A 25,841-nucleotide genomic window follows, 5' to 3' on the forward strand; every position below is an offset into this window, starting at 1 on the left:
TATCCGGGTATAAATAAACAGACGAGATTTGCGGCTTTATATTTATTATAGAAAAGCGAATCAGGGAAGTCTTCTCCTCCACTTCGGCAGGCTGATAACTGGACACCTTTTTATAACAACGAACGACGCCTGCACTCACAGTCGTCGTCGATCTTCCCTGATTCGTTTTTCTATCATTATCACATATGCCGCAAATCCCTGTCTCCTGCATCACCCGGATTATAAACAAAGGCATCTGATTCAAACCGACAGGAAATCTACCTGTATGGCTTGCTCTGCAGGTGCATGCCAGACAGACACGACCGTAAATTTTGATATCCGCTGATTCGTCTGCAGCCATAACCTGCTGTTTTGTCAACGTAGCACAGGATTTTTGCAAAGGTGGAACAGAGGCCTTTCAACAGGTAAATGACGTTTTGGACACATACGGCTTTCGACCGCGAGCTGTGAAGGAGGACTGGGAAAGATATTTCACAAGGATATCCCTGGTCAGTCCGACTGAGGGCCGAGACGGACGAATCCGTATGTGCCCTTACGTCATTGTCTGTCTGAGCAGATAGCTGTTACCACCTTTACAAATCTCAATTTCTGACCTCCCGTTTTATCCACAATATTTCTCATAATTCCAAAATATCTGACACTTTATCCACGGTTTTATTGTGTACAGTCTCTTTCTGTATATAAAATTATCCACTGTTTTTTGGCTTTCAAAAAGTTATCCACATTATCCACAGGAAGGATTTTACAATTTTCGTGTTTTTTCAACATATCCCCACACTGTATACATTTTGTCCACATTCATTTCCTTAAGTTTTACCCCTATATCTTGCAATTTTTACCCGTTTTTTCCCGGTAAACACCCCTAAATGCTGGTCAACCCCCAATTTATCCACAAAGTTATCCACATTATCCACAATTTCCTACTTCTTCACTTACTCACAGGATATCCCCGGGTTATCCACAATTTTATCCACAAAACACGTGTTTTTTCCACCAAAATGGGGAATTTGTAAATCTCTTCGCAGAACACAGACTGTTGCTTTACAGAAGATAAACCATTGATATAAGTTTTCCTCCTCCACTTCGGCAGGCTGGTATGTTGTAATCTTTCAATAAAACAATCAGATGCCTGCGCTCACAGTCGTCGTCAAACTATAGCAATGGCTTATCTTCTCCAAATGTAGTCTATGTGCATAGAGATTTGCAGGAATCCCGGCTACTCTGAAAAAGCCATAGGGTTTTGCGGCAGTTTTTATCTTCTGGCCTGGCAAAGCGCACAGGGTTTTACAAAGATGGAACAGGGTGGCTTTCTAATAGACAAATGGCATTTTAGACACATACGGACTTCGGCCGCGAGCTGTGAGGGAGGACTGACGGAAGAATCTGATACTACTACTCCCCCTGGTCAGTCCGACTGAAGGCCGAGACGGACGAACCCGTATGTGTTCTTACGTCATTGTCTGTTCAATCAGAAAACTGTTTCCATCTTTACAATTCCCCTATTCCTGTGTCTGACCAGACAGCCGCTCACACAAAACTCCTGTATTTTTTCGCCCGAATATGCTATGATTATAATCCATAACAAGTCTGTAAACCACGACGCATAGGAAGTAAATGAATGTGCAACCATATAAAAGAGGGTGAAGACCATGGATAAAATTATACTGAAAAATACACTGCATCACACGACTACCATACTTCCCAACGAATTTATAGACCACTATATGATAAAAGCCGACGGTGAATATGTAAAAATATATCTGCTGATTCTCCGGCTGATGAATCAGAACCTGCCTGTTCAGATCGATCAGCTGGCGGATACGCTGGAACTTACACAGAAGGATATTATCCGGGCGTTAAAGTACTGGGAGAAAGAAGGGCTTCTGGAGCTGGAGGATTCTTCCGCGGCGAAAGCGCAGAATGAACAGCCAGCAGGACAAGAGATGCTGGCCGGGCAGCAGGCAGGGCAGACGGCCGGAGAGGCAGGTCAGGGCAGACAGGCCGGACAGACGGATTCGATGGCGGGCGGCGGTGTTTCCTATCCCACACTGCCGCAGGTGCCGGAAAAGAAGAGCCGCAATATGTCGGAGATGGAGAAGTCCATCAAGGGCACGGATCTGGAGCAGACTCTGTATATGGCAGAGACGTATCTGGGGCGGCCGCTGTCTGCGTCTGAGCTCAACAGTTTCTGCTATATCAATGATTCCCTTCACTTTTCCTCGGATCTGCTGGAGTATCTCATCGAGTACTGTATCAGCCGCGGAAAAAAGAGTGTGCGCTATATGGAAAGCGTAGCCATCAATTGGTTTCAGCAGGGCATTGACACCATCAAAAAGGCTAAGGAAGAGTCCAGTCAGTATACCCAGAACGTTTTCCCGGTCATGAAGGCTTTCGGTATCAACCGGAATCCCGGACCGGCGGAGCTTGATTATATAAAGAAGTGGAACGCGCTGGGATTTGAGACTGATATTATCATTGAGGCCTGCAACCGGACTCTTCTTGCCACCCATCAGGCGAGTTTTCCATATGCCAACCGTATATTAGATGACTGGAAGAAGGCGGGCGTCCGCAACGTGGCCGACATCCGCTCCCTGGATCAGAAGTTCCATGCGGCTGCGCAGACGGACGGCGCTCCGGAGAAGTCTTCCGGCCGCCAGAACCGCCAGGCGCAGCAGAACTACAACCGGAATTCTTCCAACGCTTTTCACAATTTCGAGCAGCGCACCTACGATTACGATGACCTGGAATCCCGCCTGCTGGAGAAAAACAGGAGGTAAACCATGGCACTTTCACAGACACAGTATCAGGAAATTATGGATTCCTACGCACGCATCCGTCACGCCAATCAGATGGAGCATCAGAGGCGCAAAGAAGAGATTTACGATGCTGTCCCGGAAATCCGCATGATTGATGAAAAGATTGCTCATATTTCCATCTCAGCGGCCAAATATCAGCTCTTTCATCCGGATACGGACGGACGTGCTTCTCTTCGGTCTGAAATTTATGAGCTGTCTATGGAAAAAGTGAATCTGCTGGCAGTGCACCATTATCCCACCGACTATCTGGATGATATCTATGACTGTCCTGACTGTCAGGACACCGGCTATGTGGGTTCTGAAAAATGTCACTGCTTTCAGCAGCATATTCTGGATATTCTTTATGACCAGTCCAATCTCCGGGAACTGATCCGCACAGAGAATTTTGACAATTTCCGGCTGGATTATTATTCCGATCGTCCGGGTACGGGCAGCAGCCTGTCACCCCGGGAGAATATGCGGGAAATCCTCGCCCGGTGCCGCCGGTTCACGGACACCTTTGACAGCGTGCCGGGAGATAACCTTCTGATCTCCGGCAATACCGGTGTCGGAAAGACATTTCTTGCCAACTGCATTGCGGCGGAGATCCTCAAAAAAGGCAGAAGCGTCATTTATATGACTGCCCACCAGTTCTTCTCTGAGCTGGCCGACTATACATTTCGCCGGAACCAGGGCAATTCCGACACACTGTCTTTTCTTTTACACTGTGACCTGCTGATTATCGATGATCTGGGAACGGAACTCAATAACGGGTTCATTAATTCACAGCTTTTTCTGTGTATCAATGAACGGATTCTCCATAAAAAATCTACCATAATCAGCACAAATTTATCCCTGAAACAGCTCAGTCAAACTTACACGGAGAGAATTTCTTCCCGATTTATTGAATCTTATGAATATTTTCACATTTACGGGGAGGATATTCGCATCAAAAAGGCTGTTTCTTCTCTTGACTAATCAGCCGGGATAATGTTATAAACGTTATGGCTGTTAATTGCATTTACCAAGATAAGATAAAAAGGAGACTATTTATGAAGCCAGATGATAGCAAGTTTTCAACTGTCCCTGTAGGAAGACTCGGAATTATCGTACATCCAAGCTGTAAAGAGCTTTGCGATAAGATTGACCAGTACATTGTGAATTGGCGCAGAGAGCGCAACCATAACCATAAAGGCAATGTTGTGTTCAAAGATTATGAGAAAGATTCGTTCATTATTCCTTCCACCTGCGCCCGCTTCGGAACAGGCGAGGCCAAAGCTCTGATTTCCGATTCTGTCAGAGGCACCGATTTATATATTATTGCCGATGTGCTGAATTACAGTCTGGAATACACGGTCTGCGGACATAAGAATCATATGTCCCCGGATGACATTTATGCCGATGTAAAGCGTCTCATCGCCGCTGCTTCCGGCAAGCCGAAGAGCATCACCGTTATCCTTCCTTTCCTGTATGAGAGCCGTCAGCATAAGAGAAGCTCCAGAGAGTCTCTGGACTGCGCTTTTGCACTGCAGGAGCTGGCAAGCATGGGCGTGGACAATGTCCTTACTTTCGACGCTCACGACCCTAGAGTGCAGAACGCGATCCCATTAAAAGGTTTTGATAATATCATGCCGACTTATCAGTTTATAAAAGCTCTTCTTCGCTCCACCAACGACCTGGAAATCGATCCGGATCACATGATGATCATCAGCCCGGACGAAGGCGCTATGCAGAGAGCTATGTACTTCGCCAACATGCTTGGAGTTAATATCGGTATGTTCTACAAACGTCGTGATTATTCCGTAGTGATCGACGGACGGAACCCGATCGTCGCCCACGAATATCTGGGAGACTCCGTGGAGGGCAAAGACGTGATGATCATTGACGATATGATTTCATCCGGAGAGAGTATGCTTGACGTGGCACGGGAGCTGAAACGAAGAAATGCAAGAAGAGTTTTCTGTATTTCTACTTTTGGTATGTTCACCAACGGTCTCGCATCCTTCGATAAAGCTTACGAAGAGGGACTGATTTATAAGGTCATCACCACCAACTGCACCTATCAGACACCAGAACTTCTGGAACGTCCATGGTACGTAAGCTGTGATGTAGCCAAATATATCGCTCTGCTCATTGATTCTCTGAATCATGAGGCTTCCATCAGCGCTCTGCTTGATCCGCATGACCGTATCAAGAATCGTCTTGCAGAGTACGAACTGACACACACGATCAAAGAAGATAACAACTGATCACTGTTTTCATTCATCACTGTTTCAGCAGGATAAAAGACGAAAACCGGCACATAAGACCATGTGCCGGTTTTTTGCTGTCTGAATTTTCGATATCTGATATTTAAAACGGTATCGTCAAAACATCCGTATTGATGATTGAACAATCGCGTGGTTGAATGGACTGCGCTTATTCCGCCCCGTCGGCTTCTCCCTGGGCGCTGTCTCCGCCGCCGGAACCGCCGTTATTACTGCTGCCGGAATCATTTCCGGAACCGCTGTCACTGCCGGAACCGCTGCTTCCCTGAGAACTTCCGCCGGAGCTGCTTCCGCTTCCTCCACTGCCGGAACTGCCGCTGCCGGAATTATTTCCGCTTCCCGAGGAGCTGCCACCCGAACTGCTTCCGCTGTTTCCGCTGTCACTGCCGGAACCGCTGCCGCCTCCGGAATTGCTGCTTCCCTGAGAACTTCCGCCGGAGCTGCTTCCGCTTCCTCCGCTTCCGGAACTGCCGCTGCCGGAATTATTTCCGCTTCCCGAAGAGCTGCCTCCTGAACTGTTTCCACTGTTACTGCTGCCGGAATTACTGCTGTTTCCCGGATTACCGCCGGAATCATTTCCGCTGTTCTGATTACCTTCATCGGCCGGGTTATTATTCCTGTCATCCCCTGGCTGCACTTCATCCAGATTCTGATTGCCCTCGTCCATTTTGATATCCTGCTCGGATTCCTCTTCCGTGGTGGCCCGGGTAGTCCGGGTGGCACCCGTGTCATCATCATCACTGAGAGTAGAATCAAAAGTCTTCTCCGGCAGATTCTGGTGTACCTTGTCCATAAAGTTCTTCCAGATATCCTCCGGATAGGAGCTTCCTGTCAATCCCTCCACAGGTTCGTAGACATCCATTCCTACCCATACGGCTGTTGTATAATATGGGGAATATCCGCAGAGCCATCCGTCCACATAGTTGGAGGTGGTTCCCGTCTTGCAGGCCACTGCGGTATCCACATCAAGGGCACAGCCGGAAGCTGTGGCAGAGCTGTCTGTCACGCAGCTTTCCAGAATGTCCGTCATGCTGCGGGCCGCATTGCTGGAGTAGATTTCTTTGCTGTCTTCCTCATTTGGCACAATGACATTGCCGTCCGCATCGGTAACCCGCACAATGCAGGTCGGCGTCCGGTATTTTCCATCGTTGGCAAGGGTCGCATAGCCCGCCGCCATCTCCACGGCGGTGGTTCCCCGGGTAAATCCGCCCAGACAGGTGGTATCATATTTGTAATCTTCCGGTTCCAGTCCCGCAAAGTTCATATTTTCCAGATATTTCAGGCAGTTTTCCGGTCCCAGTTCCTCATAGAGCCGGTATGTGGCCACGTTACTGGACTTCTGCACTGCCTTTCGAAGGGAAATCGGTCCCAGATAGGAATATCCGGAGTTGGACACGGCGTCCTCGCCTGTCATCCTGCTGTCATCCAGGGTACTGTAAGCAGTGTAGCCCTGCTCCAGAGCCGGTGCGTATACCAGAAGCGGTTTGATGGCGCTTCCCGGCTGACGATAGCTCTGGTAAGCACGATTTAATCCGTATCCTTCCTGATCTTCTTCCCGGCCTCCCACAATGGCTGACACCCGTCCGGTGCTGTTGTCTATGCAGACCGCCGCTCCCTGCACTTCATAAATTCCGTCATCTGTTTTATCCGTGAACATGGCCAGCTGAGAAGACACGGATTCCTGCAGCTGACTCTGCATATCCATGTCAATGGACGTGTAAATGCGATATCCGGCCGTATACAGGCTCTGTCTGCACGCATTGTACAGTTCATCGTATTCTTCGTCGTATGCCTCTTCCTCATCGTCATCATCAAAGGTATACTGGAATTCAAATCCCTGTTCCTTCATGAGACTCTCCACGGCGCATTTGATAATGTAAGTCTCCGCATAGTCATTGGACTGTGTCTCCTTTTTCGGGAGAACGGTGATCTTTTCCGCCATGGATTTCTCATACTGGGACTCACTGATATATCCTTCCTCGTACATGCTGCCCAGGATACGGTCCCTTCTTTCCATGGTGGCGTCCGGATCATCATACGGATCATACCGGCTCGGACTGTTCGGAATAGCGCAGAGGAAAGCGATCTGGGATATGGTGAGATCCTTTGCCTGCTTGCCAAAGTAAGCCTCCGACGCCGCTTCAATACCGTAATAACCGTTGGCAAAATATACATTATTGATATAGAATTCCAGGATCTGCTCCTTGGTATATTTCTGCTCCAGCGCAACGGCAATGAACATTTCCTGAATCTTCCGGCTGTAAGTCGTCTCATAACTCAGGAAAACGCCTCTTGCCAGCTGCTGCGTGATGGTACTTCCTCCCTGCGTGATCTCTCCACGGTTCCGGATCAGGGCCACCACTGCCCGGGCGATACCTTCCATATCGATTCCACGGTGTGAAGTAAAGTTCTTATCTTCTATGGAAATGAACGCCAGCTTTGCCGCATCCGGAATATCATCGTATTCCAGATAATTGACATCTTTCTCCCCTTTGAGTTTTTTAATTTCATTTCCATCCACGTCATAGACAAAGGAAGTCTGTTCTGCTTTAAATGTATTCTCATCACTTTCTGCCACGACTTCCACGGCATTCCTGTACATGGATACGACAGGGATTCCCACCCGCACGACGGCAAGCACCGCCAGCGCGGCAAAAGCCACAAGCAGACAAATGGCGAGAATCTTTAAAACTCTCCATGTCATACTGTTCTTCTTCCTTTTCCTGCTTCGGGGCTGCATGCCACCCCCCTGTTGATTCCTGCTCATATCTACCTCCATGATGCTTCTTGTACTTTATCTTTTCCAGTATCTGCCTGAAGCAGACATTTTATACATTTTACTGTTCCAGATAACTGTAGAACACATTTCCCGCTTTCTGGAAATTCTCCGTGATCTGTGTCCGGTCTCCCACGGTGGAAATACCAGTTACCGGATCAAGATACCGGATCTTCGTGGAGTTATAGCTCATAACCACCACATATCTTCCGCCTGTATACTGTGCAAGCACCGGACTTCCCTTACTGATGTAGTACAGCACTTCGTCCAGAGAACAGCCAATGAGATTCAGGGCCTCCTGTCCGCTGTATTCCGACAGCAGTTTCATCACCGAACCGGAATCTGTATCAATGCTGTTTGCCGCCACGCTTTTTCCGTTGACGCGGGCGATCATGGAAAGACATCCTGCCAGCGATTTTCCATCGCCGGACACTTTAGTCACCTCGTCCATGCCCGCCACCATGGCGTAATCCACAAAGGCACATTCCCATACTACATTTTCTGAGCTGTCAATGACACTTCCTCTGGCCTCCGACGCGGCTTTGACCGCTTCCGGCAGATTCGTATACGATGCCAGGGTCTGTCCGTCCGCGTAGACAAAATACTGCTCTGCCGCATCTCCGCTCCGGGTGAGGGTCAGAGAGGCGTCATCCTCGCTGGACAGAATCTTTGCCGGGATCAGATCCGGTTCCACCTGTATATAAATATACTCTGGAAATTTGAAGTAAAGTTGTTCTCCAAAGGTTCCCGAATATTTACTTACCAGAGAGACTCCGTCCTCCTTCTCCGCTTCTTTATAGCGGATATAATCTTTATTGCCGGTGGAGCGGATCTTTCCATTATTTTTCTTTCCAAGAGTCATCTCCAGGACACTTCCGTTGATGCTGGTCTCCATGATATAACGATTTTTCTGCGTGTAATTTCTCACTTCATTTCCATCGATATTCATGATCCGTATCTCGTTCATAGGAAATGTGACGGCGCCGCTTTCCTCTCTGGATACATCCGAGGCGGCTGCAATACCGTAAATGAAATCGTTGGATAAAAATCCCACGGAACGGATTCTTTCATTCCCCTCGCAGGTAAAGGTCTGGGTCTGGCCGCTCTCCAGATCGATCATCTCGATTTCCGTGTTATCCCAGATATCTTTATTCTTCTCGATGGCAATGATACTCTTATCCGCTGAAGCCGTCAGACTCTCGTTGATCATGCCGGACACCAGAATATTGTCGCTTTTCTCATCGAGATCTACCTCGTGCAGGTCGCCGTCCAGCACACAGTAAAATACATTGTCAGAGTTCAGATAGGCAAGCTTTTCGATATCTTCCTGCATACTGCCGTAAGGAACGGAAGACGCCAGAAACGCCAGTTCCTCATTGCAGCTGGTTGCCGCGTCAAAACGCATGATCTGTATGCCGTTGTCCCCCTCATGGCGGCCCCGGCTGATATATCCGTACACCAGATACAAAATGTTTCCATCGTCATCAAAGTCCAGGATCTTGAGACCGTGTTCTTCCTGGTCATTGTGGAGATCCGCCAGATTTTCCGAGGCGAAACTGTAGACCTTCGTCACATCAGACTCGTCATAATTATAGTACCAGAGCTGTCCCATCACGCTGAAGGCCAGCTTATGTCCCTCATCAGAGGAGCGGTACTCCACATTATCCTCGTTCTGGATTCCAAGGCTCAGATAGCTGTTAGAGGCGTCGATGATCTCTTCATTGTAATAAGCGTCCATGGTCCTCTGATAATCCAGCAGATACATCCGCTCCGCGGTATAGCGCATGCGGTAGGTTTCGCTGACATTATAGTACTGGATCACCCCGTCGCTGATCTCACTGGACAGCACGGAGTCCAGCTCCAGGACTGCATAAGTATCATTGAGTTCCCGAACCTTTATGCGGGGATCCGACACCTGTTTTACCTCCATACTTCCAAAGGAAACTGCATCGGTGCTGGAATTTATATTTACGTATTCCAGAGATGAGCTGGAAGCATTGGCCGACGGTTCCAGATAGGTGATATTGTCTTCCATTTTAGTTTTATCAAATAAATTATTGTGGAAATTCAGAGCATATGTAAAATACTCATCAAGATTATACCCGGCTCCATTCTGAACCTTTGTATAAAAATATACTCTTGTACTGTTGTCCAGACGGACTGCCAGCTGTAGATAGTAATTTTTCCCCGGGGTCAGATCATTCTCAAAAGTCAAAGTGCCTGTCCGTACATTTTCTTCTTCATTATCCGTAAGCTGGTTCACAGTTCCCTGTTCCAGAGGATCATCCGGGGTCTTCTCAAATAAAATGTATTGAATTGCGGTAATGTCGTAATCATAATTGTGCAGTTTCAGTTCCAGGGTTTTTGAGTAGTCCACCACTGTAATCTGATTGCGGACCAGCGACAGATCAATATCGCTCCGGTATGCGGACATGATATTATAGTTTGAGACGCTGTTGCCGATCTCCATCACCGGATAGGTGGAATTCTGCAGTTCTGTTACCGGGTTTCCCTTCTCTGCCGAAATTCTGTAATTAAAAAACAGCAGGGCGCCGATAAAGACCAGAACGCCGATCAGGGAATGAATAATCACCATTCTCATTGTTTCTTTCATTTTCACCGACCTCTTTCTTCTTCCAGAAGTGTTTTCAACGTAGGTTTAAATCCAAACGATTCACAAAATTCCAGAGTCTTTTCCCACTTCTCCGCCGAAGCACGTTTTCCCTTCACCGCACGGATGAGGAGATTCTTCGGCGTGTGTTCCATTTCTATAAATTCAAGAATCTGTGTCTCATAGCCCATCCCTTCCAGGAGTCCTCCCCGGATGGCATCGGTGGCCATGGCAGCAAATCTCTCCTTTAAAATCCCGTAATCAGTCACAGGCCGGAGGCTGTCCCCGGACAGCTGCTGATTCAGCTCATGCTGACAGCATGGAACGGACAAAATCACGTCAGCGCCCCAGTGCACCGCCTTATAGAGGGCGTAATCCGTGGCCGTATCACAGGCGTGGAGGGTGATGACCATATCCACATGGCTGACTCCTTCAAATTCTTCAATGGAGCCCTCATAAAACTTCAATTTCTCATATCCGTATTTTTCCGCCAGACGGCTGCATTTTCTGATGACATCCTTTTTCAGATCAAGTCCGATAATGCGCACATCACAGCCTTTGAGTTCTCTCAGATAATAGTAGACCGCAAAGGTCAGGTAGGATTTACCACAGCCAAAATCCAAAATAGTGATTTCTCTGTCTCTCTTAAGATGAGGCAGAACATCTTCAATAAATTCAAGGAAGCGATTGATCTGCCGGAACTTATCATAACGGGTCCTGACAATCTTTCCTTCCGACGTCATGACGCCGAGATCCTGAAGAAACGGAACCGGCTTTCCCTCCTCCAGAATGTAATGCTTCGGACGGTTGTGAAGCAGCCGGATCAAATCCGGCGCGGAACGCTCTCCCGCGAAAGCCGCCGGAGTGATCCGGTCAGACCTTTTGCCGCCGGGAACAATTTTTGCCGCCGGTTTCTTCGCAGCGGTCCGAATGGAGGCCCTGCCTTTTTTGTTGATAAGCGCAGTCACTTCCTCGTCGACGGTCTGTATCTGCACCTGCTTATACAAAGGCAGGATCTCTCTCAGTTTCTCCAGCGTTCCGTTCTTTTCCAGATTCTCATGGAAAACCTGCGTTTTAGTATGGCTTTCCACCTGAAAAGCCAGGCGGTTCCGGAGAAGCACCGGGCGGATATTGTATTTTTTTATCTCCTCTGCCCTGCGGGGATTACTCACAGTGATCTTGAGGAGCTTCTCATTTAAACATTCTTCCAGTTTCTTTATCAAATGATCCATCAGGGTAGTCCTTCTTCTAAAATAAAAATTTCTGTGACCGATTTTAGCATGTTTCCACACTCCACGCAACACAGGCGCATCAAACCGGCCACAACTGTCGTCAAATCTTTATATTTTTTTAAGAAAGCGGAAATATCTTTTTTCTCCGGCGATAGCGCTGCCGGCGGTATGCCATATTCCAGCAGACAATGACCAGTATCAGATGCCGGAACGGCGTCTGAACGCCTCTCTCTTCCGGCGGCAGATAATAGCTGTTCTTCCCGCGGGTGCCGTCCACCTTATTTTCCGTCTGCTCTGACTCATAATATTTCAGTTTCTCATAAATCGCGTCGACGATCTTTAACACCGCATTTTTGTCGGGATACTCCGCATACATGGAGCTGCCCTCAAATTCAAATCTGTCCAGAAGCGCGTCTGCCACGGCCCAGACTTCCCTGGCCGCCGCCGGCAGCATCCGGATCATGTACTCAAAATCATTCCAGTTGATTTGTTCTTCCTGCTGCAGCTCTTCCGGCGGAAGCATCTGCGGCTGTGCAGCTCCTTCAGAAACAGTGCGGCCATCCGGAGGCACGGCTCTGCCGGCAAAAGCACCGGTATCCGGCTGTGCCATCTCCCCGGTGAGAACGCCGGCGTCCGGCTGTGCCATTTCCCTGGCAGGAGCGCCAATGTCCGGCTGCGGCTCTGCGGCGCCGTCCATGGTATCACCTTCCATCCGTTTTCTTTCTGTCATCTCTGATTCCTTTTCCTGGCATGCCATCATTTCCCTGAATCCCGGCAGCCAGTCAAAATCATATCTGTCATCCAATCGACTCACAGCAATTCCTGCTTTCCCATGACTTCTCTTTACTTTATGCCGGGTGCGAAGTATGTGTGTTTGTCCCGTTTCAGTTTTCTTTTGAGACGGGAACAGAAAATCTTACGCTTCCTTTTCGATGTATGGAATCACATCGCAGAGTGACTCTTCCACAGAGACGCACTGTCCGGCCAGTTCCTCCGGCAGCGGCAGCATATCCGGCACATTGATCACCCGGATGCCGGCCGCCAGAGCGGCGCGGACACCATTCTCAGCGTCTTCCAGCACCAGTGCGTCGGACGGTTCTATGTTCAGTTTATCACAGATGGCAAGGAATACATCCGGAAATGGCTTGCCTCTTTTTACCCATTCCGTGGTCATCAGCAGATCAAATCTGCCGGTCAGCCCGGCGGCCGCGATATTCTGCTTGATAGATTCAAAGGAACTGCCGCTGGCTACTGCCTTTTTGATCCCTTTTTGATCCAGCACGTCCAGCAGTCCCACAAGACCTTTTTTGACCGGCATGCCTTCCGTGCTGAGGATCTGCGCTTTGCGCTCTCCCACCTGTCTGTATAATTCCGGAGCGTCGAGCTCTTCATCATGAAAGAACTCATGATATTTTGCCAGGATCGCCTGCGCGTTGAGTCCCAGCAGCTGCAGATACTGTGCTTCGGTCGGCTCGTAACCCCACTGCGCTGCCTTCTCCATGAAGGCACGGCAAGTTGCTCTCTCCGTGTCAAACATCAGACCGTCCATATCAAAAATTACCAGTTTAATCATTATTTTTCCTCTGTCTTTTCTATTTTTATTTATGTCCTTTTTTCTGTTCCCTTATGTTGAAGAAAGCGCACCGTTCCTTCCGGAACGATACGCTCCCTGCCTTTTTGCCGTAACTGTTTCGTTATGCCTGTACCTTTTCCAGAAGACCGCTGACATCTTCTGCCATCTCTTTCAAGGAAGAAAGCATCTTCTGTTTCTGAGCCAGGAGCTCATCGTATTTCTTCTGCTCTTCTGCGCGCCGGCTCTGTATGCCTGCCAGAATCTCGTTGGCCTGCACCTGAGCTTCCTCCACGATCTTTGCCGCTTTTGCTTCTGCCTCTTTCAGACTCTCCGCGGCTTTCTCCTCGGCTTCTTTTATGCTTTTCGCTGCTTTTTCTTCTGCTTCTTTTATGATGGAATCCTGCTTGCTCTGAATATCGGAAAGCTGTCTGCAGAGCAGATCGGCATTTCTTATGTACTGCTCATAAGCTTCATCGCGGTTCTTCGGCGCGTTCTGTGCCTCTGTACTCTCCTCAGCCTGCGGTTGTCTGGTCTCTTCCGGCGCTGACTGTCCGGCTGATGGTGCTGTCTCTGCCTTTGCGGCCGCTTCGGCCATGGCTTTGGTTCTTGCTACAGCGGCACGTCCCTCGGCTGCGGCTGCTTTCTTTTCCGCTGTGGCGGCACGCTCTTCCGCTTCTTCCGCCTGTTTCTCCGCCGCCTCCGCCTGGGCCTGCGCTTCCTGCAGTCTCTTCCGCAGAGTCTCTATCTGTTTCTTTAATTCGCCAACCTCTGTTTCCTCATCCATCTCCGGCTGCGCTTCTGCGGACGGTTCCTCATCTTTTTTTAATCTGACGGAATCATCAGAAATGATGATCGTCTGTCCTTTTTTCAGCGCTTCAATTTCCTTATCCTTTTCCTTTACGATGGCCTCAATCTCATCACAGATCTTATCCAGCTGGACATCCACCTCATCTTTGTCATAGCCAAACATGGATGTTTTAAAAACCAGTTCTTCCACGTATGTCAGTAATTCCTGTGCTTTCATTCTGGCTCCCCCTTTTTTTACATTTACAGCGGCTGTTTGTTTCATGCATGATTATCCCTCCGCACAGCGTGCGGATGCTCTGCCGCCGTCTTCTGCCCCGGGAGCGGATGCTCCTATGGCAGGCGTATATATTTAATTATAAGGATTCTGACGACTTTGTCCAGAAATATTATGGAAATTCAGGTGAGTTTCCGGCAGCCTTACCAAAGCAGCCGGAATTCTCCTGTATTGTACATAAAAAGAGAAAACGGCTCAACCCGGAAGGTTTCTGCCGTTTTCCCCATTACTCATTCATTTCCACGGTGTCCAGCCGCACCAGAGCTCTCGCAAGGGCTGCCTCCGCCAGTGCGGTCTCCCGCTCATCCGTTTCTTGTTCCAGAATCTGCTGTGCCCGCTGGCGGGCTCTCCGGGCCCGGGCCACATCGATATTCTGCGGCCATTCCACCGCTTCCGCCAGGATGGTCACCTTCTCCGGGGTGATCTCCACGAAACCCGAGAGCAGCGCGGCCGTCTTCTGTCCGTTTTCCTCGGTGATGGTGAGACGACCTGGCGCGATGATCTGGGTCATGGGAATATGTTCCGCATAGACTCCCACCTCGCCGTCCACCGTATTATACTCGACCATCGTGACATTATTGGTATAGAAAATCCGGTCCGGTGAGATAATTTCCAGTCTGAAGCTTTTCTCTGCCATTTCATCACCTACCTGCGCGTCCTGGCCAGGACATCATCCATACTGCCCGCATTTAAGAACAGACCCTCCGGAATATCATCGTATTTACCTGCCAGCAGTTCCTGAAATCCCTGAATAGTATCAGAAAGCGGCACATAACGGCCTTTGGTTCCGGTAAACTGTTCGGCCACAAAGAATGGCTGCGACAGGAATCTCTGGATCTTCCGGGCACGGGATACCAGAAGTTTATCTTCTTCTGATAATTCGTCCATGCCGAGGATGGCGATAATATCCTGCAGCTCCTTATATCTTTGCAGGATCTCCTGTACGCCCCTGGCCACCTGATAATGCTCCTCTCCCACGATACGCGGATCAAGGATTCTTGAAGTGGATTCCAGAGGATCCACCGCAGGGTAAATTCCCTGCTCCACAATGGCACGGGAAAGTACCGTGGTAGCGTCCAGATGGGCAAATGTGGTGGCCGGCGCCGGGTCTGTCAGGTCATCGGCCGGCACATAAACCGCCTGCACTGAGGTGATAGAACCGTTCCTGGTGGAAGTGATCCTTTCCTGCAGCGCTCCCATCTCCGTCTGCAGCGTCGGCTGATAACCTACGGCACTCGGCACCCGGCCCAGAAGGGCGGACACCTCAGAACCTGCCTGAGTGAAACGGAAAATGTTATCAATGAATAATAAAACATCCTTTCCGCCCCGGTCCCGGAAATCCTCCGCGATGGTAAGACCGCTCAGCCCCACCCGCATGCGGGCTCCCGGCGGTTCGTTCATCTGTCCAAACACCATGGCCGTCTTGTCAATAACGCCGGACTCGCTCATCTCCCGGTAGAGATCATTGCCTTCCCGGGTCCGCTCTCCCACGCCGGTAAAAACGGAATAACCGCCGTGCTCTGTGGCAATATTGCGGATCAGCTCCTGAATGAGCACCGTTTTTCCCACGCCGGCACCGCCGAACAGACCGATCTTACCGCCTTTCTGGTACGGGCAGAGCAAATCCACCACCTTGATGCCGGTCTCCAGCACTTCCGTCTTTGTCGACTGCTCTGAAAAGGCCGGCGCTTTCCGGTGAATGGGACTCCGTCTCACATCCTCCGGCAGAGGTTTGTTATCAATGGGTTCCCCCAGGACATTGAAGATCCGTCCCAGAGTAATCTCGCCCACCGGCACGGTAATCGGCCCTCCGGATGCGACGGCTTCCATCCCCCGGACCAGTCCGTCCGTGGGTCCCATGGCAATGCACCTGACCACATCATCTCCAAGATGCTGCGCCACCTCCGCTGTCAGCCGGCCGCCGTCTTTCTTTTCGATGGTAACTGCATCGTTGATTTCCGGCAGAACGCCTTTGCTGAATCTGATATCCAGGACAGCGCCGATCACCTGGGTAATGGTACCTGTGTTTTGTGCTGTCATCTTTTTACTCCTTCTCCTATCCATCGAGCGCTTCCGCGCCTGAAATAATTTCTGTCAGTTCCTGTGTGATGGCCCCCTGCCTTGCCCGGTTATAAACCAGGGACAGAGTGGCGATCATATCGTCGGCGTTACTGGTCGCCGCATCCATGGCCTGCATTCTCGCGCCGTTCTCACTGGCGGCGGCTTCGATGAAGGCCCCGAAAATCGTGCTGTTTATATACTTCGGAATGAGCAGGTTCAAAGCTTCTTCCGGCCCCGGCTCATAATTCATCAGCAGTCGTTTTCTCTGCTGACCGGCCGGAGCTGCCGGATGGCTGCCGGATAACGTCTGCCCGTCCTCGCCCGCAAAATTACCGTCTTTCACCTGGCCGTCCGCAGCCCCCGGCTCCACATCCACCGGGAGAAGCTTCATGAGCACCGGCACATGAACCACCGTATTTTTAAATCTGGTGTAGGCCAGATAAATTTCTCCGATTTCTCCCGCCGCGAAGGCGTCCAGCACACGCTCTCCCAGGGACGCCGCGTCGGCAAAAGAGGGAGCATTGATCATATCCGAGTCGTCCGCGACGATAGAATAGCCTCTTCTGGAAAGGATTTCCACTCCCTTCCGCCCGACTCCGTAGATATCCACATCTTCCTTTCGCCAGCCGCTGTCCGTAATGAGGCGGGTGACATTATTATTATAACCTCCGGCCAGTCCCCGGTTGGAAGTAACCACGATGACCGCCTTCCTCGCCGAATTTCCGGCAGACAGGTACGGATGGTCCAGCTTTTCCGATGTGGACAAAATGGATTGAATCGTCTCATACATTTTGTCAAAATATGGCCGGGCGTTATCTGCCCTGGCTCTCGCCCGCTGCAGCTTTACGGTGGATACCAGCTTCATGGCTTTTGTAATCTGCTGCGTACTCTGTATGCTGTCCTTGCGCCTCTTAATATCTCTCATGGACGCCATCTTATATCACCACCTTATTTCTGCCGCATCCTGCTATACCGTATAGATTTATCTCCACGGCATTTCCGTATTCATGCGGCAGTCTGACAGCGCATGCGCTCAGCGCTGTTTATTAAAATGTCTCCTTAAATTCCGCAATCGCCTTCTGCATAAGCAGTTCTGTCTCTTTGCTCATATCTTTTGTCTTCCGGATCGCCCTGTAAATTTCCGGGTATTTCGTGTCCACAAATTCCAGAAGTTCTTCTTCAAACTCCAATACCCGCTCCACCGGAATATCCAGCAGATATTTCTGAGTGACCGCATAGATGATCAGAACCTGCTGTTCCACCGGCAGCGTTTTATACTGCGGCTGTTTCAGGCTTTCTCTGATGCGCTCGCCCTGGGCCAGACGTTCTCTGGTATCCTCGTCAAGTTCAGACCCGAACTGGGCAAAAGCCGCCAGCTCCCGGTACTGGGCCAGCTCAGTACGAATCGGCCCGGCAATCTTTTTCATGGCTTTAATCTGCGCTGCTCCACCCACACGGGATACGGAGAGACCGGCGTTGATCGCCGGACGGAATCCCGCGTTAAACATCTCCGTCTCCAGATAAATCTGTCCGTCTGTAATAGAAATCACATTCGTCGGAATATAGGCGGATACATCCCCCGCCTGGGTCTCAATGATCGGAATGGCTGTGAGCGACCCGCCGCCCAGCTCTTCGGACAATCTTGACGCTCTCTCCAGAAGACGCGAATGCAGATAGAACACATCGCCCGGATAAGCCTCTCTTCCCGGCGGCCGCCGCAAAAGCAGAGACAGGGTACGATAGGCTGCTGCATGTTTACTTAAATCATCATAAATGACCAGCACATCTTCGCCCCGCTCCATCCATTCTTCTCCCATGGCGCAGCCGGCGTAAGGCGCGATATACTGAAGGGGCGCCAGCTCGCTGGCAGTGGAGGCCACCACCGTAGTGTAGTCCATGGCTCCATATTCTTCCAAAGTCTTTACGATGCCTGCCACTGTGGATGCTTTCTGTCCGACAGCCACATAGATGCAGTGCATATTCTGCCCCTTCTGGTTAATGATCGTATCCACAGCGATCGCTGTTTTTCCCGTCTGACGATCCCCGATGATCAGTTCCCGCTGGCCCCTTCCGATGGGCACCATGGAATCAATGGCCTTGATGCCGGTCTGCACCGGCGTATCCACCGGCTGACGGTCGATGACGCCGTGGGCCACTCTTTCCACCGGGCGGAACGTTTTCGTCTCCACCGGTCCCCGGCCGTCAATAGGCTGTCCCAGCGCATTGACCACGCGGCCGGTCAGGGCGTCTCCCACCGGCACCTCGATGACACGTCCGGTGGTTTTTACGGTATCTCCCTCGCTGACATTTCTGTTATCTCCCAGAAGAACCGCTCCCACATTATCTTCTTCCAGATTCATCACCATTCCGTATACTTCCCCGGGGAATTCCAGCAGCTCACCCTGCATGGCTTTTTCCAATCCGTAAATACGGGCCACCCCGTCGGCCACCTGGATGACGGTTCCCACATCGGCGGTCTCCAGTTTCGTCACATAATTTTTGATCTGCTCCCGGATGACGGAACTGATTTCCTCCGGTCTGATTTTTACCAAAACTTCCCACACCTTCTTTCTGTTTTATGACAGCTGAATCTTCGACAGCTGCCGGCTCAGAGTATCAATCTGTGTTTTCAGGCTGCTGTCCACCACCCGGTTATCCAGGCGGATGATAAGGCCGCCGATAATCTCCGGCTTTACAATGTACGCAATCTCCAGGGAACGGTAATCGGTCACCTCCAGAAGGCGTTTCTCCACTGCTTTCTTCTGCTCCTGCGTAAGTTCCACCGCGGAAGTCACACTGGCAGAACCAATCTTTCTGTATTGTCTGACTTTTTTAAGAAAATGCTCAAAAATCGGCAGCATCTCCTTCTGCCGGTCCTTTTCTATGATCACATGAAAAAATCCCAGCACCTCATCGGAAACTTTTCCACGAAACGAATCTTCCACCAGCGCCTGCTTGTCTTCCTTCACGATCTCCGGATGATTCAGCAGACTCATGAGTTCACCGTTCGCAAGGAAAACTTCTCTTGCCAGACCGATCTCTTCCTCCAGTCTGTCCACGGCGTTTTCCTCCAGAGCCAGGGAAAACAGCGCGTCACCGTAAATGCTGCTTATCTGTTTTGCCATGTGTCATCCCCTATCTCTTTCAGCGTCTGCTCAATGAGCGCGTTCTGTTTCTCCTCATCCAGCGACGATGCCACCAGCTTTTCCGACAAAAGAGCGGCCACGGAAATAATTTCCTGTTTGACCTGGTCATTGACCCTCTTCTGCTCAAGTTCCGCCTCCTGGCGGGCACCGGCCACAATTCTCCCGGCCTCCTCCTTGGCGTTCATGATGATCTCATTCTCTCTCTGCATCGCCTTTTTTCGTGAGTCGCTCAGAATCTGCTCCGCAACTTTATCAATCTCTTTTAATTTACCGTCGTATTCTTCCCGCATGCGCAAAGCGGCCTCCCGGTTTTCCAGGGCCTCTCTCTGCTCCCGCATCACTCTTTCCTTCCGGTCATTTAAAATCTTTCTCACCGGGTCCAGCAGCAGATAGCTGGCTGCCATGAATAAGAGAAAGATGGCTATGCCCATAAAGAGGAGCTGAAATACCAGCTGCGCGTCGAGGCCGAATATACGGTCATCCAATGATAATAGCACCTCATGCCTCCTTTCCGCTGTTTCCCCCAGGCATTTTTATAATTTGCCAATCAGCGGGTTTGCGTACAGCAGGATGAGACCGATGACCAGACCGTAAAGACCTGTCGTCTCGGCAACTGCCTGTCCCAGGAGCATGGTGGACATGATATCTCCCTTGGCGCCCGGATTGCGGCCTACAGCGGACGCTCCGTATCCGGCGGCAATTCCCTGTCCTATACCTGGTCCGATACCGGCGATCAGCGCAAGACCGGCTCCGATGGCAGAACATGCTAACACTAAACCTTCGTTTGTAATCTGTGACATCATAGTAAAATCCTCCTTTTGAAATTCTTTCACATACCGCAGTACCACCTGTACTGCTTCTTTCCTGCTATCCGGCCGTTTTTTCAAAGCCGGTTCGCTGCTTTAAAACTCCCGTCTCTCTCAGTCCGCATATTTGTCCGTGATAAATGTCATGGTCAGCATTCCGAATACATAAGTCTGAATCGCTCCGGAAAACAAATCAAAATACACATGCAGAAATGACGGAATCCCCAGTTTAACGAACCACGGCAGAAGGCTGTACCAGAGACTGATCATGATCGTTCCGGCCAGCACATTTCCAAAAAGACGCAGGGACATGGATACCGGAGTCGCAAACTCACTGATGACATTCACCGGGAAAAAGATCGGAAACGGTTCAAATAAATCCTTTACGAACCGAATGCCATTGCTCTTGATCCAGGCGTATTCAATCATCACAAAGGTAATAAGCGCCAGGGCAAAGGTTGTACCAAAGTCTGCTGTTGGCGCCCGCAGGCCAAAAACGCCTGATATGTTGGACAGGAAAATAAACGCCATGAGCGTGATGATATAATTCCTGTACTTTGGCGCATGGGAACCCATGCTGGTCTCCACCATGCCGTCCATGGTCTCCACAAGCATTTCCACCGCATTCTGTACGGCATTGGGCTCGTCATAATCTTTCATGATCTCATGCCTCGCAAAGAGGATCAGCCCGAACAATATCAGGCAGACAATGACCGTGGAGATCATCGTGGTGTTGATGGAGAGCGTCTGTCCAAAAAGCTCAAACTCGTAGTAACTGTGGATAAAAAAATCCACGTCGGCGCCGCCGCTTAAGAGCATCGCTCCCGCCGGCAGGCCGGCTGCTGCACCTCCCATTGATTCACCTTCCTTCTTTTCTTAACTTTTTTGTCACGTATGTGTTTGTGTACATATGCAGAAGCGCTGCGATCTTCAGTCCGATAATACCGAGAAGCACTCCCGGGAAACTGATGGCGTCAAAACGCAGCCCTGCCCAGACCACTGCCAGCATGATCAGCCAGCGGAAAATGCTCCTCACTGTCATGCCCCACTGTCCTTTGACCCTGCTCATGTGGAGACATTTTTCCAGTCCCTTCTCCATACTGATACTCATTCCCACAGCGACCACGGTCCCAAGCACAATGCCTATGGTATAGCTGAGGCGGTCGCTGACGATGAGCAGTCCTATGATCTCCGCCAGCGTACTCCAGATCAGACATCCAAAAATCAAATCCAGCAGCGTCTCATTGGTTTCCCTTATCCATTTTATCCGTTTCATGATAATCTGATTCCTTTTCTCCCATAAATACTTGTATCATTTTGTAACAGGAACGCATCCCCGCCAGAATACCGATCACCAGCATCAGGGGAAAGAGCAGCTCCTGGTGGAACTTCCGGACAAGAACGTCGCCCAGAAACACACAGATGAAAATACACGTGAGCATACAGATTCCCAGCTGACTTATGAGCGCCAGCATCCGCAGGGCGCTGCGGTTCTTTCGCCTTTTCATGGAAGCAGTTCTCCGATGATCCGGTCCGCCACCGCCTCCATCCAGGACTCAATGGACTGAAAACATTTCTCAAAGGCCTCCGGCGTATCTTCGGTCACTTCCGGCACTTCCTCCTCAATGTCGATGAAAGTCCCCACGGACATGCAGGTGGTCTGTGCCTTAAAATTGGTCCGCACCTGTTCCGCCTGCTCTTTCGTCATGGTCAGCGCCAGATCCGAAGATTCCAGATCCTCCTCCGTCAGCTGAGAAGAACGGAACTCGGCAATCTCGTAGCCATGCCGGTTCAGAATGGAAACCGCCATGGGTGAAACCGGTTCGGAAAACAGTACCACCAGTCCTCTGGATATCACTTCGATATCCGAAACATTTCTTCTCTTTATCAGTCCCCGCAGAATCACTTCCGCCATAAAGCTGCGGCAGAGATTATTTTCTCCTATAATTACAATCTTACGATATCCCAAACCAGCACCTCCTATACTGTAATCAGATGATAACCAGCTGCTTTGAGCATCCGATTCATGATCGCATTACCCAGCCCTTTCTCAAAAAAGCTTTCTGAATAAATGTAATCCAGCCCCAGTGCGTCACATTCCCGGAGTATACTGTATAAATTGGCTGCCACGGAGTCAGGATGTTCTCTGCTTCCGATACTTCTCCGGATTCCCGTATGGTACTCTCCGATGGTCTCATCCGTTCCGATGATCCCCACGCGGAATCCGTCTTTTTCTTTTTCCTGCGCCAGCTGATTGATCTTCTCTATCACCTTTCCGGCGTCGCCTTCCACCAGAGTCAGCTGTCCCTTCGGCGCATAATGCCGGTACTTCATGCCCGGAGCCTTCGCCACCACATTTTTCGGCATCTGCCGTCCGGCCACCGCCGGATCCACCTGCACAGTGCCGACCACCGACTCAAGCATCGCTTTGGTGATATAACCAGGGCGCAGAATCATGGGCACCTCGCCGGTCATATCGACAATCGTGGACTCAATGCCAATGCCCACCGGACCTCCGTCCAGGATCATCGGAATCTTCCCGTCCATGTCCTCCAGCACGTGAAGCGCTGTGGTCGGACTCGGTCGTCCGGAAGTATTGGCGCTGGGTGCCGCGATCATACGTCCGCTTTCCCGGATCAGCGCTCTGGCATCCGGATGAGATGGCATACGCACCGCCACAGTTTTCAGTCCCCCGGTGGTGCCGTCCGGCACCGTCTCCTTTTTATTGAGAATCACCGTCAGCGGCCCCGGCCAGAAGGCTTCCATGATCTTTCTTGCCTGTTCCGGTACATTTTCAGCCAGCTGGTCCACCTGTTCCATATCTGCAATATGAACGATCAGCGGATTATCTGACGGTCTTCCCTTTGCTGCGTAAATCTTTGCCGCCGCCTCGCTGTTCATGGCGTCCGCCCCGAGACCGTACACCGTCTCTGTGGGAAAAGCCACCAGCCCTCCGGCACGGATAATCTCACCTGCTTCCTTCAATGCGTCCATTTTTACCAGTTTCGTTTTCATTGCAGTCACCTCTGTCATTCAGCCTTCTATCAGCTTTTGCTAGTGTAACATGCTTTATGCATAAAGTCAAAAAAACATGTCCTATTTTTTGTTACAATTGTTAGATTATTTTTATCTTTTCATTTATGCTTCTTCTTTTCTTTGTAGAAGCATACTAATAAAAGTATCCCGTTTCAGGTTCTCTTTTATGAAAAAATCATATTTTCGCCGACCCACTCTCCGGGCCGTCTCTCTGGTCTCTCTTTTTCTGTTTCTGGCCGCACTGGTCCTTTCCGACATGACCAGAACATTTCCTATTTTTAATACTTCCGGAAACTTCACCGTCGTCCTGGACCCGGGGCACGCCGGATATCTGCTGCGCGTATCCGTTCATAAAAGACAGGCCGGAAGCGTATATTTAAGTACATACATGAAACGCAGCGTCTGATAGTTCTGCGTTCATCCCGCCACAAGGAGTTTTTCCATGAAAGAAACCTCTTCTTTATCTTCTGAGACATCCCGCCTTCCGAACAGCAGAAAAAAGGCGGAAAAAACCTTTGCTGTCCAGAGAGAGTTTCTCTCTTCCGTCACCGCGGAAGAGCTTCTCTGCCGTCTCATCCGGGCACATCTTCTGGACGTATCCTCCAGACCGCCATAACAGCGGCACCGTATCCCCGTTATATAAGGAAAAGAAGGTGAAAATATGCCGGATTATTTTTATACTGGCGCTTATATCCGCCTGTCCCGGGAGGACGGCGACCGGGAAGAGAGCGACAGTGTTGCCAATCAGAAAAAACTTCTGACAGATTACATAAAGAAACACAAAGAGCTTCTTCTATATAATATGTACGTTGACGACGGATATTCGGGTATCACTTTTCAGCGTCCGGGATTTCAGCAAATGATCGCTGATATTGAAAATAAAAAAATCTCCTGCGTCATCGTCAAAGACTTATCCCGCTTCGGCAGAGACTATATCGAGACCGGACGATTCCTGGAGCGGTATTTCCCCCAGCGGGGCATCCGCTTTATCTCTGTCTCCGATCACATCGACAGCACACGGCAGTCTTACGACATGCTTCTCCCCATCAAAAATATATTCAATGAACAATACGCCCGGGACATCTCTGGAAAAGTCCGCGCCGCCCTGCGGACCAAACAACACCGCGGGGAATTCATCGGCGCCTTTGCCAGCTATGGCTACCGGAAATCTCCGTCCGATAAAAACAGATTGATCATCGACCCTTACGCTGCCTCCATTATCCGCAGAATCTTCTCCCTGTATCTGCAGGGTTTTGGCAAACAACAGATTGCCCGGATGCTCAATGCGGAAGGAACTCTCTGTCCCTCGGAATACAAAAAAGTCTCCGGACTGCGCTATACCAATCCCGGATCGCGGAACCATTCTTCCCTTTGGTCTTATTCTACCATTAATCACATTTTACATAAAGAAATATATGCGGGAAATATGGTACAAGGTACCAGGGAGCAGCACATGCGCAGCCGCCAGCAGACACTCGGCCGGGAAAAATGGATCGTCGTGCCGGGCACCCATGAACCCATCATAGACGGGGATACCTGGCGCCGGACCCAGGAGCTTCTGAAGATACGCAGCCGCCCGTCAGAAAATCACCGGCCGCCCGCCCGCCCCGCACGGCATCCTCTCTCCGGTCTTCTGATCTGCGGCGGATGCGGCAAAACCATGGTCAAAACCTGCTGGCATCATGCCAACGGCCGCCCGGAGTACGCTTTCACCTGCGGCACCTGCAAAAGACACGGAAAATCATTCTGTTCTCCCCATACCATCGCCGCCAGAGATCTGGAATCGGTTCTGCTTCAGGATTTCAACCGCATCATAAACTGCATGCCAAATCTTTCTTCCCTTGTGCAGCAGCAGGTGCAGTCCTTTCTATCTGAACAGACCGGCAAAAGCCCGGAGCTGAAACTGGCGGAAACTGAGCGGGGCCGCGCCAGACGATTCTTCCTGTCCGCCTATTCCGATTATAAAGAGGGCATTCTCTCTGCGGACGAATTCTTTTCCTGCCGGGAAGAATACAGACAGAAAGAACAGCTTTACAAAGAAAAATGCCGGTTATTTTCTGAATCTTCCGCCGCTCTCTCCCGGAGGATCCGGCAGTCTCCCTTTCTGACTGCGCTCTCGGAGCAAAAAGAGCTGGCTTCTCTTGATTTTTTCCCCCTTTCGGAGATGATCGAGCACATCAGCGTATATGAAAACCGGAAAATCTGTATCTGTTACCGGCTGACTCCGAAACACTTTTTCAGTTTACCCGGTCAGTATACTGTATAAAATTAAGGGAATTATTATAAATACAATAATAAATTAAGTATGTTTTTTTAATATCCCGTTAACTTTGTTTAATTCAGCGAAATTTTTTCAAAAATCATTCAATTTTTTTACTTGTCGAAATAATTAAACTGTGTTAGACTGCATTACAAGACAAAGGCGTTTGTAGTATTGCTGATACTGCAGGCGCCTTT

At 50.1% G+C, this 25,841-nt stretch carries 23 protein-coding genes; 4 read left to right on the forward strand and 19 right to left on the reverse strand.

The window, feature by feature from the left end:
- Window positions 1–1,649: 1,649 nt before the first annotated feature.
- From B5E53_RS05850 to B5E53_RS05860, 3 genes are all read left to right on the forward strand, one after another.
- Window positions 1,650–2,777, forward strand: coding sequence for a DnaD domain protein (locus B5E53_RS05850; protein WP_087313114.1), 1,128 nt, complete (start codon window positions 1,650–1,652; stop codon window positions 2,775–2,777).
- A gap of 3 nt (window positions 2,778–2,780) precedes the next feature.
- Window positions 2,781–3,773 carry an ATP-binding protein gene (locus B5E53_RS05855; RefSeq protein WP_087313115.1) on the forward strand — a complete coding sequence of 331 codons (993 nt, stop codon included), beginning with the start codon at window positions 2,781–2,783 and terminating at the stop codon, window positions 3,771–3,773.
- Window positions 3,774–3,847: 74 nt separating this feature from the next.
- Window positions 3,848–5,044, forward strand: coding sequence for a ribose-phosphate pyrophosphokinase (locus B5E53_RS05860; protein WP_087313116.1), 1,197 nt, complete (start codon window positions 3,848–3,850; stop codon window positions 5,042–5,044).
- Window positions 5,045–5,213: 169 nt separating this feature from the next.
- On the opposite strand, the gene B5E53_RS05865 is transcribed toward B5E53_RS05860, so the two are convergent.
- The 19 genes from B5E53_RS05865 to B5E53_RS19110 all read right to left on the reverse strand — a co-directional run bounded on the left by B5E53_RS05865 (window position 5,214) and on the right by B5E53_RS19110 (window position 23,960).
- Window positions 5,214–7,766: a PBP1A family penicillin-binding protein gene (locus B5E53_RS05865; protein WP_242963537.1), complete on the reverse strand. Its 2,553-nt coding sequence runs from the start codon at window positions 7,764–7,766 to the stop codon at window positions 5,214–5,216.
- 133 nt (window positions 7,767–7,899) lie between these two features.
- Window positions 7,900–10,452, reverse strand: coding sequence for a hypothetical protein (locus B5E53_RS05870; RefSeq protein ID WP_087313117.1), 2,553 nt, complete (start codon window positions 10,450–10,452; stop codon window positions 7,900–7,902).
- Window positions 10,453–10,454: 2 nt separating this feature from the next.
- Window positions 10,455–11,681, reverse strand: a complete 1,227-nt coding sequence (locus B5E53_RS05875; protein WP_087313118.1) for an SAM-dependent methyltransferase — start codon at window positions 11,679–11,681, stop codon at window positions 10,455–10,457.
- 118 nt (window positions 11,682–11,799) lie between these two features.
- Window positions 11,800–12,495 (reverse strand): hypothetical protein, encoded by a 696-nt coding sequence (locus B5E53_RS05880; protein ID WP_140401443.1) that lies wholly within the window; start codon window positions 12,493–12,495, stop codon window positions 11,800–11,802.
- A gap of 102 nt (window positions 12,496–12,597) precedes the next feature.
- Window positions 12,598–13,254, reverse strand: coding sequence for an HAD family phosphatase (locus tag B5E53_RS05885; protein ID WP_087313120.1), 657 nt, complete (start codon window positions 13,252–13,254; stop codon window positions 12,598–12,600).
- A gap of 121 nt (window positions 13,255–13,375) precedes the next feature.
- The gene (locus tag B5E53_RS05890) at window positions 13,376–14,278 is read right to left on the reverse strand and encodes a DivIVA domain-containing protein (RefSeq protein WP_162611805.1); all 903 of its coding nucleotides are present in this window, start codon (window positions 14,276–14,278) and stop codon (window positions 13,376–13,378) included.
- A gap of 283 nt (window positions 14,279–14,561) precedes the next feature.
- A complete protein-coding gene (gene atpC, locus B5E53_RS05895; protein WP_087313122.1) occupies window positions 14,562–14,972 on the reverse strand; it encodes an ATP synthase F1 subunit epsilon in 411 nt (136 codons plus the stop codon).
- A gap of 8 nt (window positions 14,973–14,980) precedes the next feature.
- Window positions 14,981–16,375 (reverse strand): F0F1 ATP synthase subunit beta, encoded by a 1,395-nt coding sequence (atpD, locus tag B5E53_RS05900; protein ID WP_087313123.1) that lies wholly within the window; start codon window positions 16,373–16,375, stop codon window positions 14,981–14,983.
- A 16-nt stretch (window positions 16,376–16,391) separates the two neighbouring features.
- The gene (gene atpG, locus B5E53_RS05905) at window positions 16,392–17,321 is read right to left on the reverse strand and encodes an ATP synthase F1 subunit gamma (RefSeq protein ID WP_343215602.1); all 930 of its coding nucleotides are present in this window, start codon (window positions 17,319–17,321) and stop codon (window positions 16,392–16,394) included.
- Window positions 17,322–17,442: 121 nt separating this feature from the next.
- Window positions 17,443–18,948: a F0F1 ATP synthase subunit alpha gene (gene atpA, locus B5E53_RS05910; protein WP_087313125.1), complete on the reverse strand. Its 1,506-nt coding sequence runs from the start codon at window positions 18,946–18,948 to the stop codon at window positions 17,443–17,445.
- Between the two features lie 24 nt (window positions 18,949–18,972).
- A complete protein-coding gene (gene atpH / locus B5E53_RS05915) occupies window positions 18,973–19,521 on the reverse strand; it encodes an ATP synthase F1 subunit delta (protein ID WP_087313126.1) in 549 nt (182 codons plus the stop codon).
- Window positions 19,506–20,039, reverse strand: coding sequence for a F0F1 ATP synthase subunit B (gene atpF, locus B5E53_RS05920; protein ID WP_242963538.1), 534 nt, complete (start codon window positions 20,037–20,039; stop codon window positions 19,506–19,508). The genes atpH and atpF overlap by 16 nt, the downstream gene beginning before the upstream one ends.
- Before the next feature lie 36 nt (window positions 20,040–20,075).
- Window positions 20,076–20,342 (reverse strand): ATP synthase F0 subunit C, encoded by a 267-nt coding sequence (gene atpE / locus B5E53_RS05925; RefSeq protein WP_087313272.1) that lies wholly within the window; start codon window positions 20,340–20,342, stop codon window positions 20,076–20,078.
- Window positions 20,343–20,462: 120 nt separating this feature from the next.
- On the reverse strand, window positions 20,463–21,203 hold the full coding sequence (atpB, locus tag B5E53_RS05930; protein WP_242963539.1) for a F0F1 ATP synthase subunit A: 741 nt from the start codon (window positions 21,201–21,203) through the stop codon (window positions 20,463–20,465).
- A 4-nt stretch (window positions 21,204–21,207) separates the two neighbouring features.
- Window positions 21,208–21,624, reverse strand: a complete 417-nt coding sequence (locus B5E53_RS05935) for an ATP synthase subunit I (RefSeq protein WP_087313127.1) — start codon at window positions 21,622–21,624, stop codon at window positions 21,208–21,210.
- Entirely contained in the window at window positions 21,590–21,856 is a 267-nt protein-coding gene (locus B5E53_RS05940) for an AtpZ/AtpI family protein (protein ID WP_087313128.1), read from the reverse strand. The genes B5E53_RS05935 and B5E53_RS05940 overlap by 35 nt, the downstream gene beginning before the upstream one ends.
- Window positions 21,853–22,317: a hypothetical protein gene (locus B5E53_RS05945; RefSeq protein ID WP_087313129.1), complete on the reverse strand. Its 465-nt coding sequence runs from the start codon at window positions 22,315–22,317 to the stop codon at window positions 21,853–21,855. Before B5E53_RS05945 ends, B5E53_RS05940 begins: the two co-directional genes overlap by 4 nt.
- A gap of 11 nt (window positions 22,318–22,328) precedes the next feature.
- Complete coding sequence (locus B5E53_RS05950; protein ID WP_087313276.1) at window positions 22,329–23,363, reverse strand: L-threonylcarbamoyladenylate synthase; 1,035 nt, start codon at window positions 23,361–23,363, stop codon at window positions 22,329–22,331.
- A 438-nt stretch (window positions 23,364–23,801) separates the two neighbouring features.
- Window positions 23,802–23,960, reverse strand: a complete 159-nt coding sequence (locus B5E53_RS19110) for a hypothetical protein (protein ID WP_162611806.1) — start codon at window positions 23,958–23,960, stop codon at window positions 23,802–23,804.
- Between the two features lie 85 nt (window positions 23,961–24,045).
- On the opposite strand from B5E53_RS19110, the gene B5E53_RS05960 reads away from it, so the two are divergent.
- Entirely contained in the window at window positions 24,046–25,650 is a 1,605-nt protein-coding gene (locus B5E53_RS05960; protein ID WP_087313131.1) for a recombinase family protein, read from the forward strand.
- Window positions 25,651–25,841: the final 191 nt, after the last annotated feature.

The sequence above is a fragment of the Eubacterium sp. An11 genome (genome assembly GCF_002161065.1).
Lineage (GTDB): Bacteria > Bacillota > Clostridia > Lachnospirales > Lachnospiraceae > Anaerobutyricum > Anaerobutyricum faecale.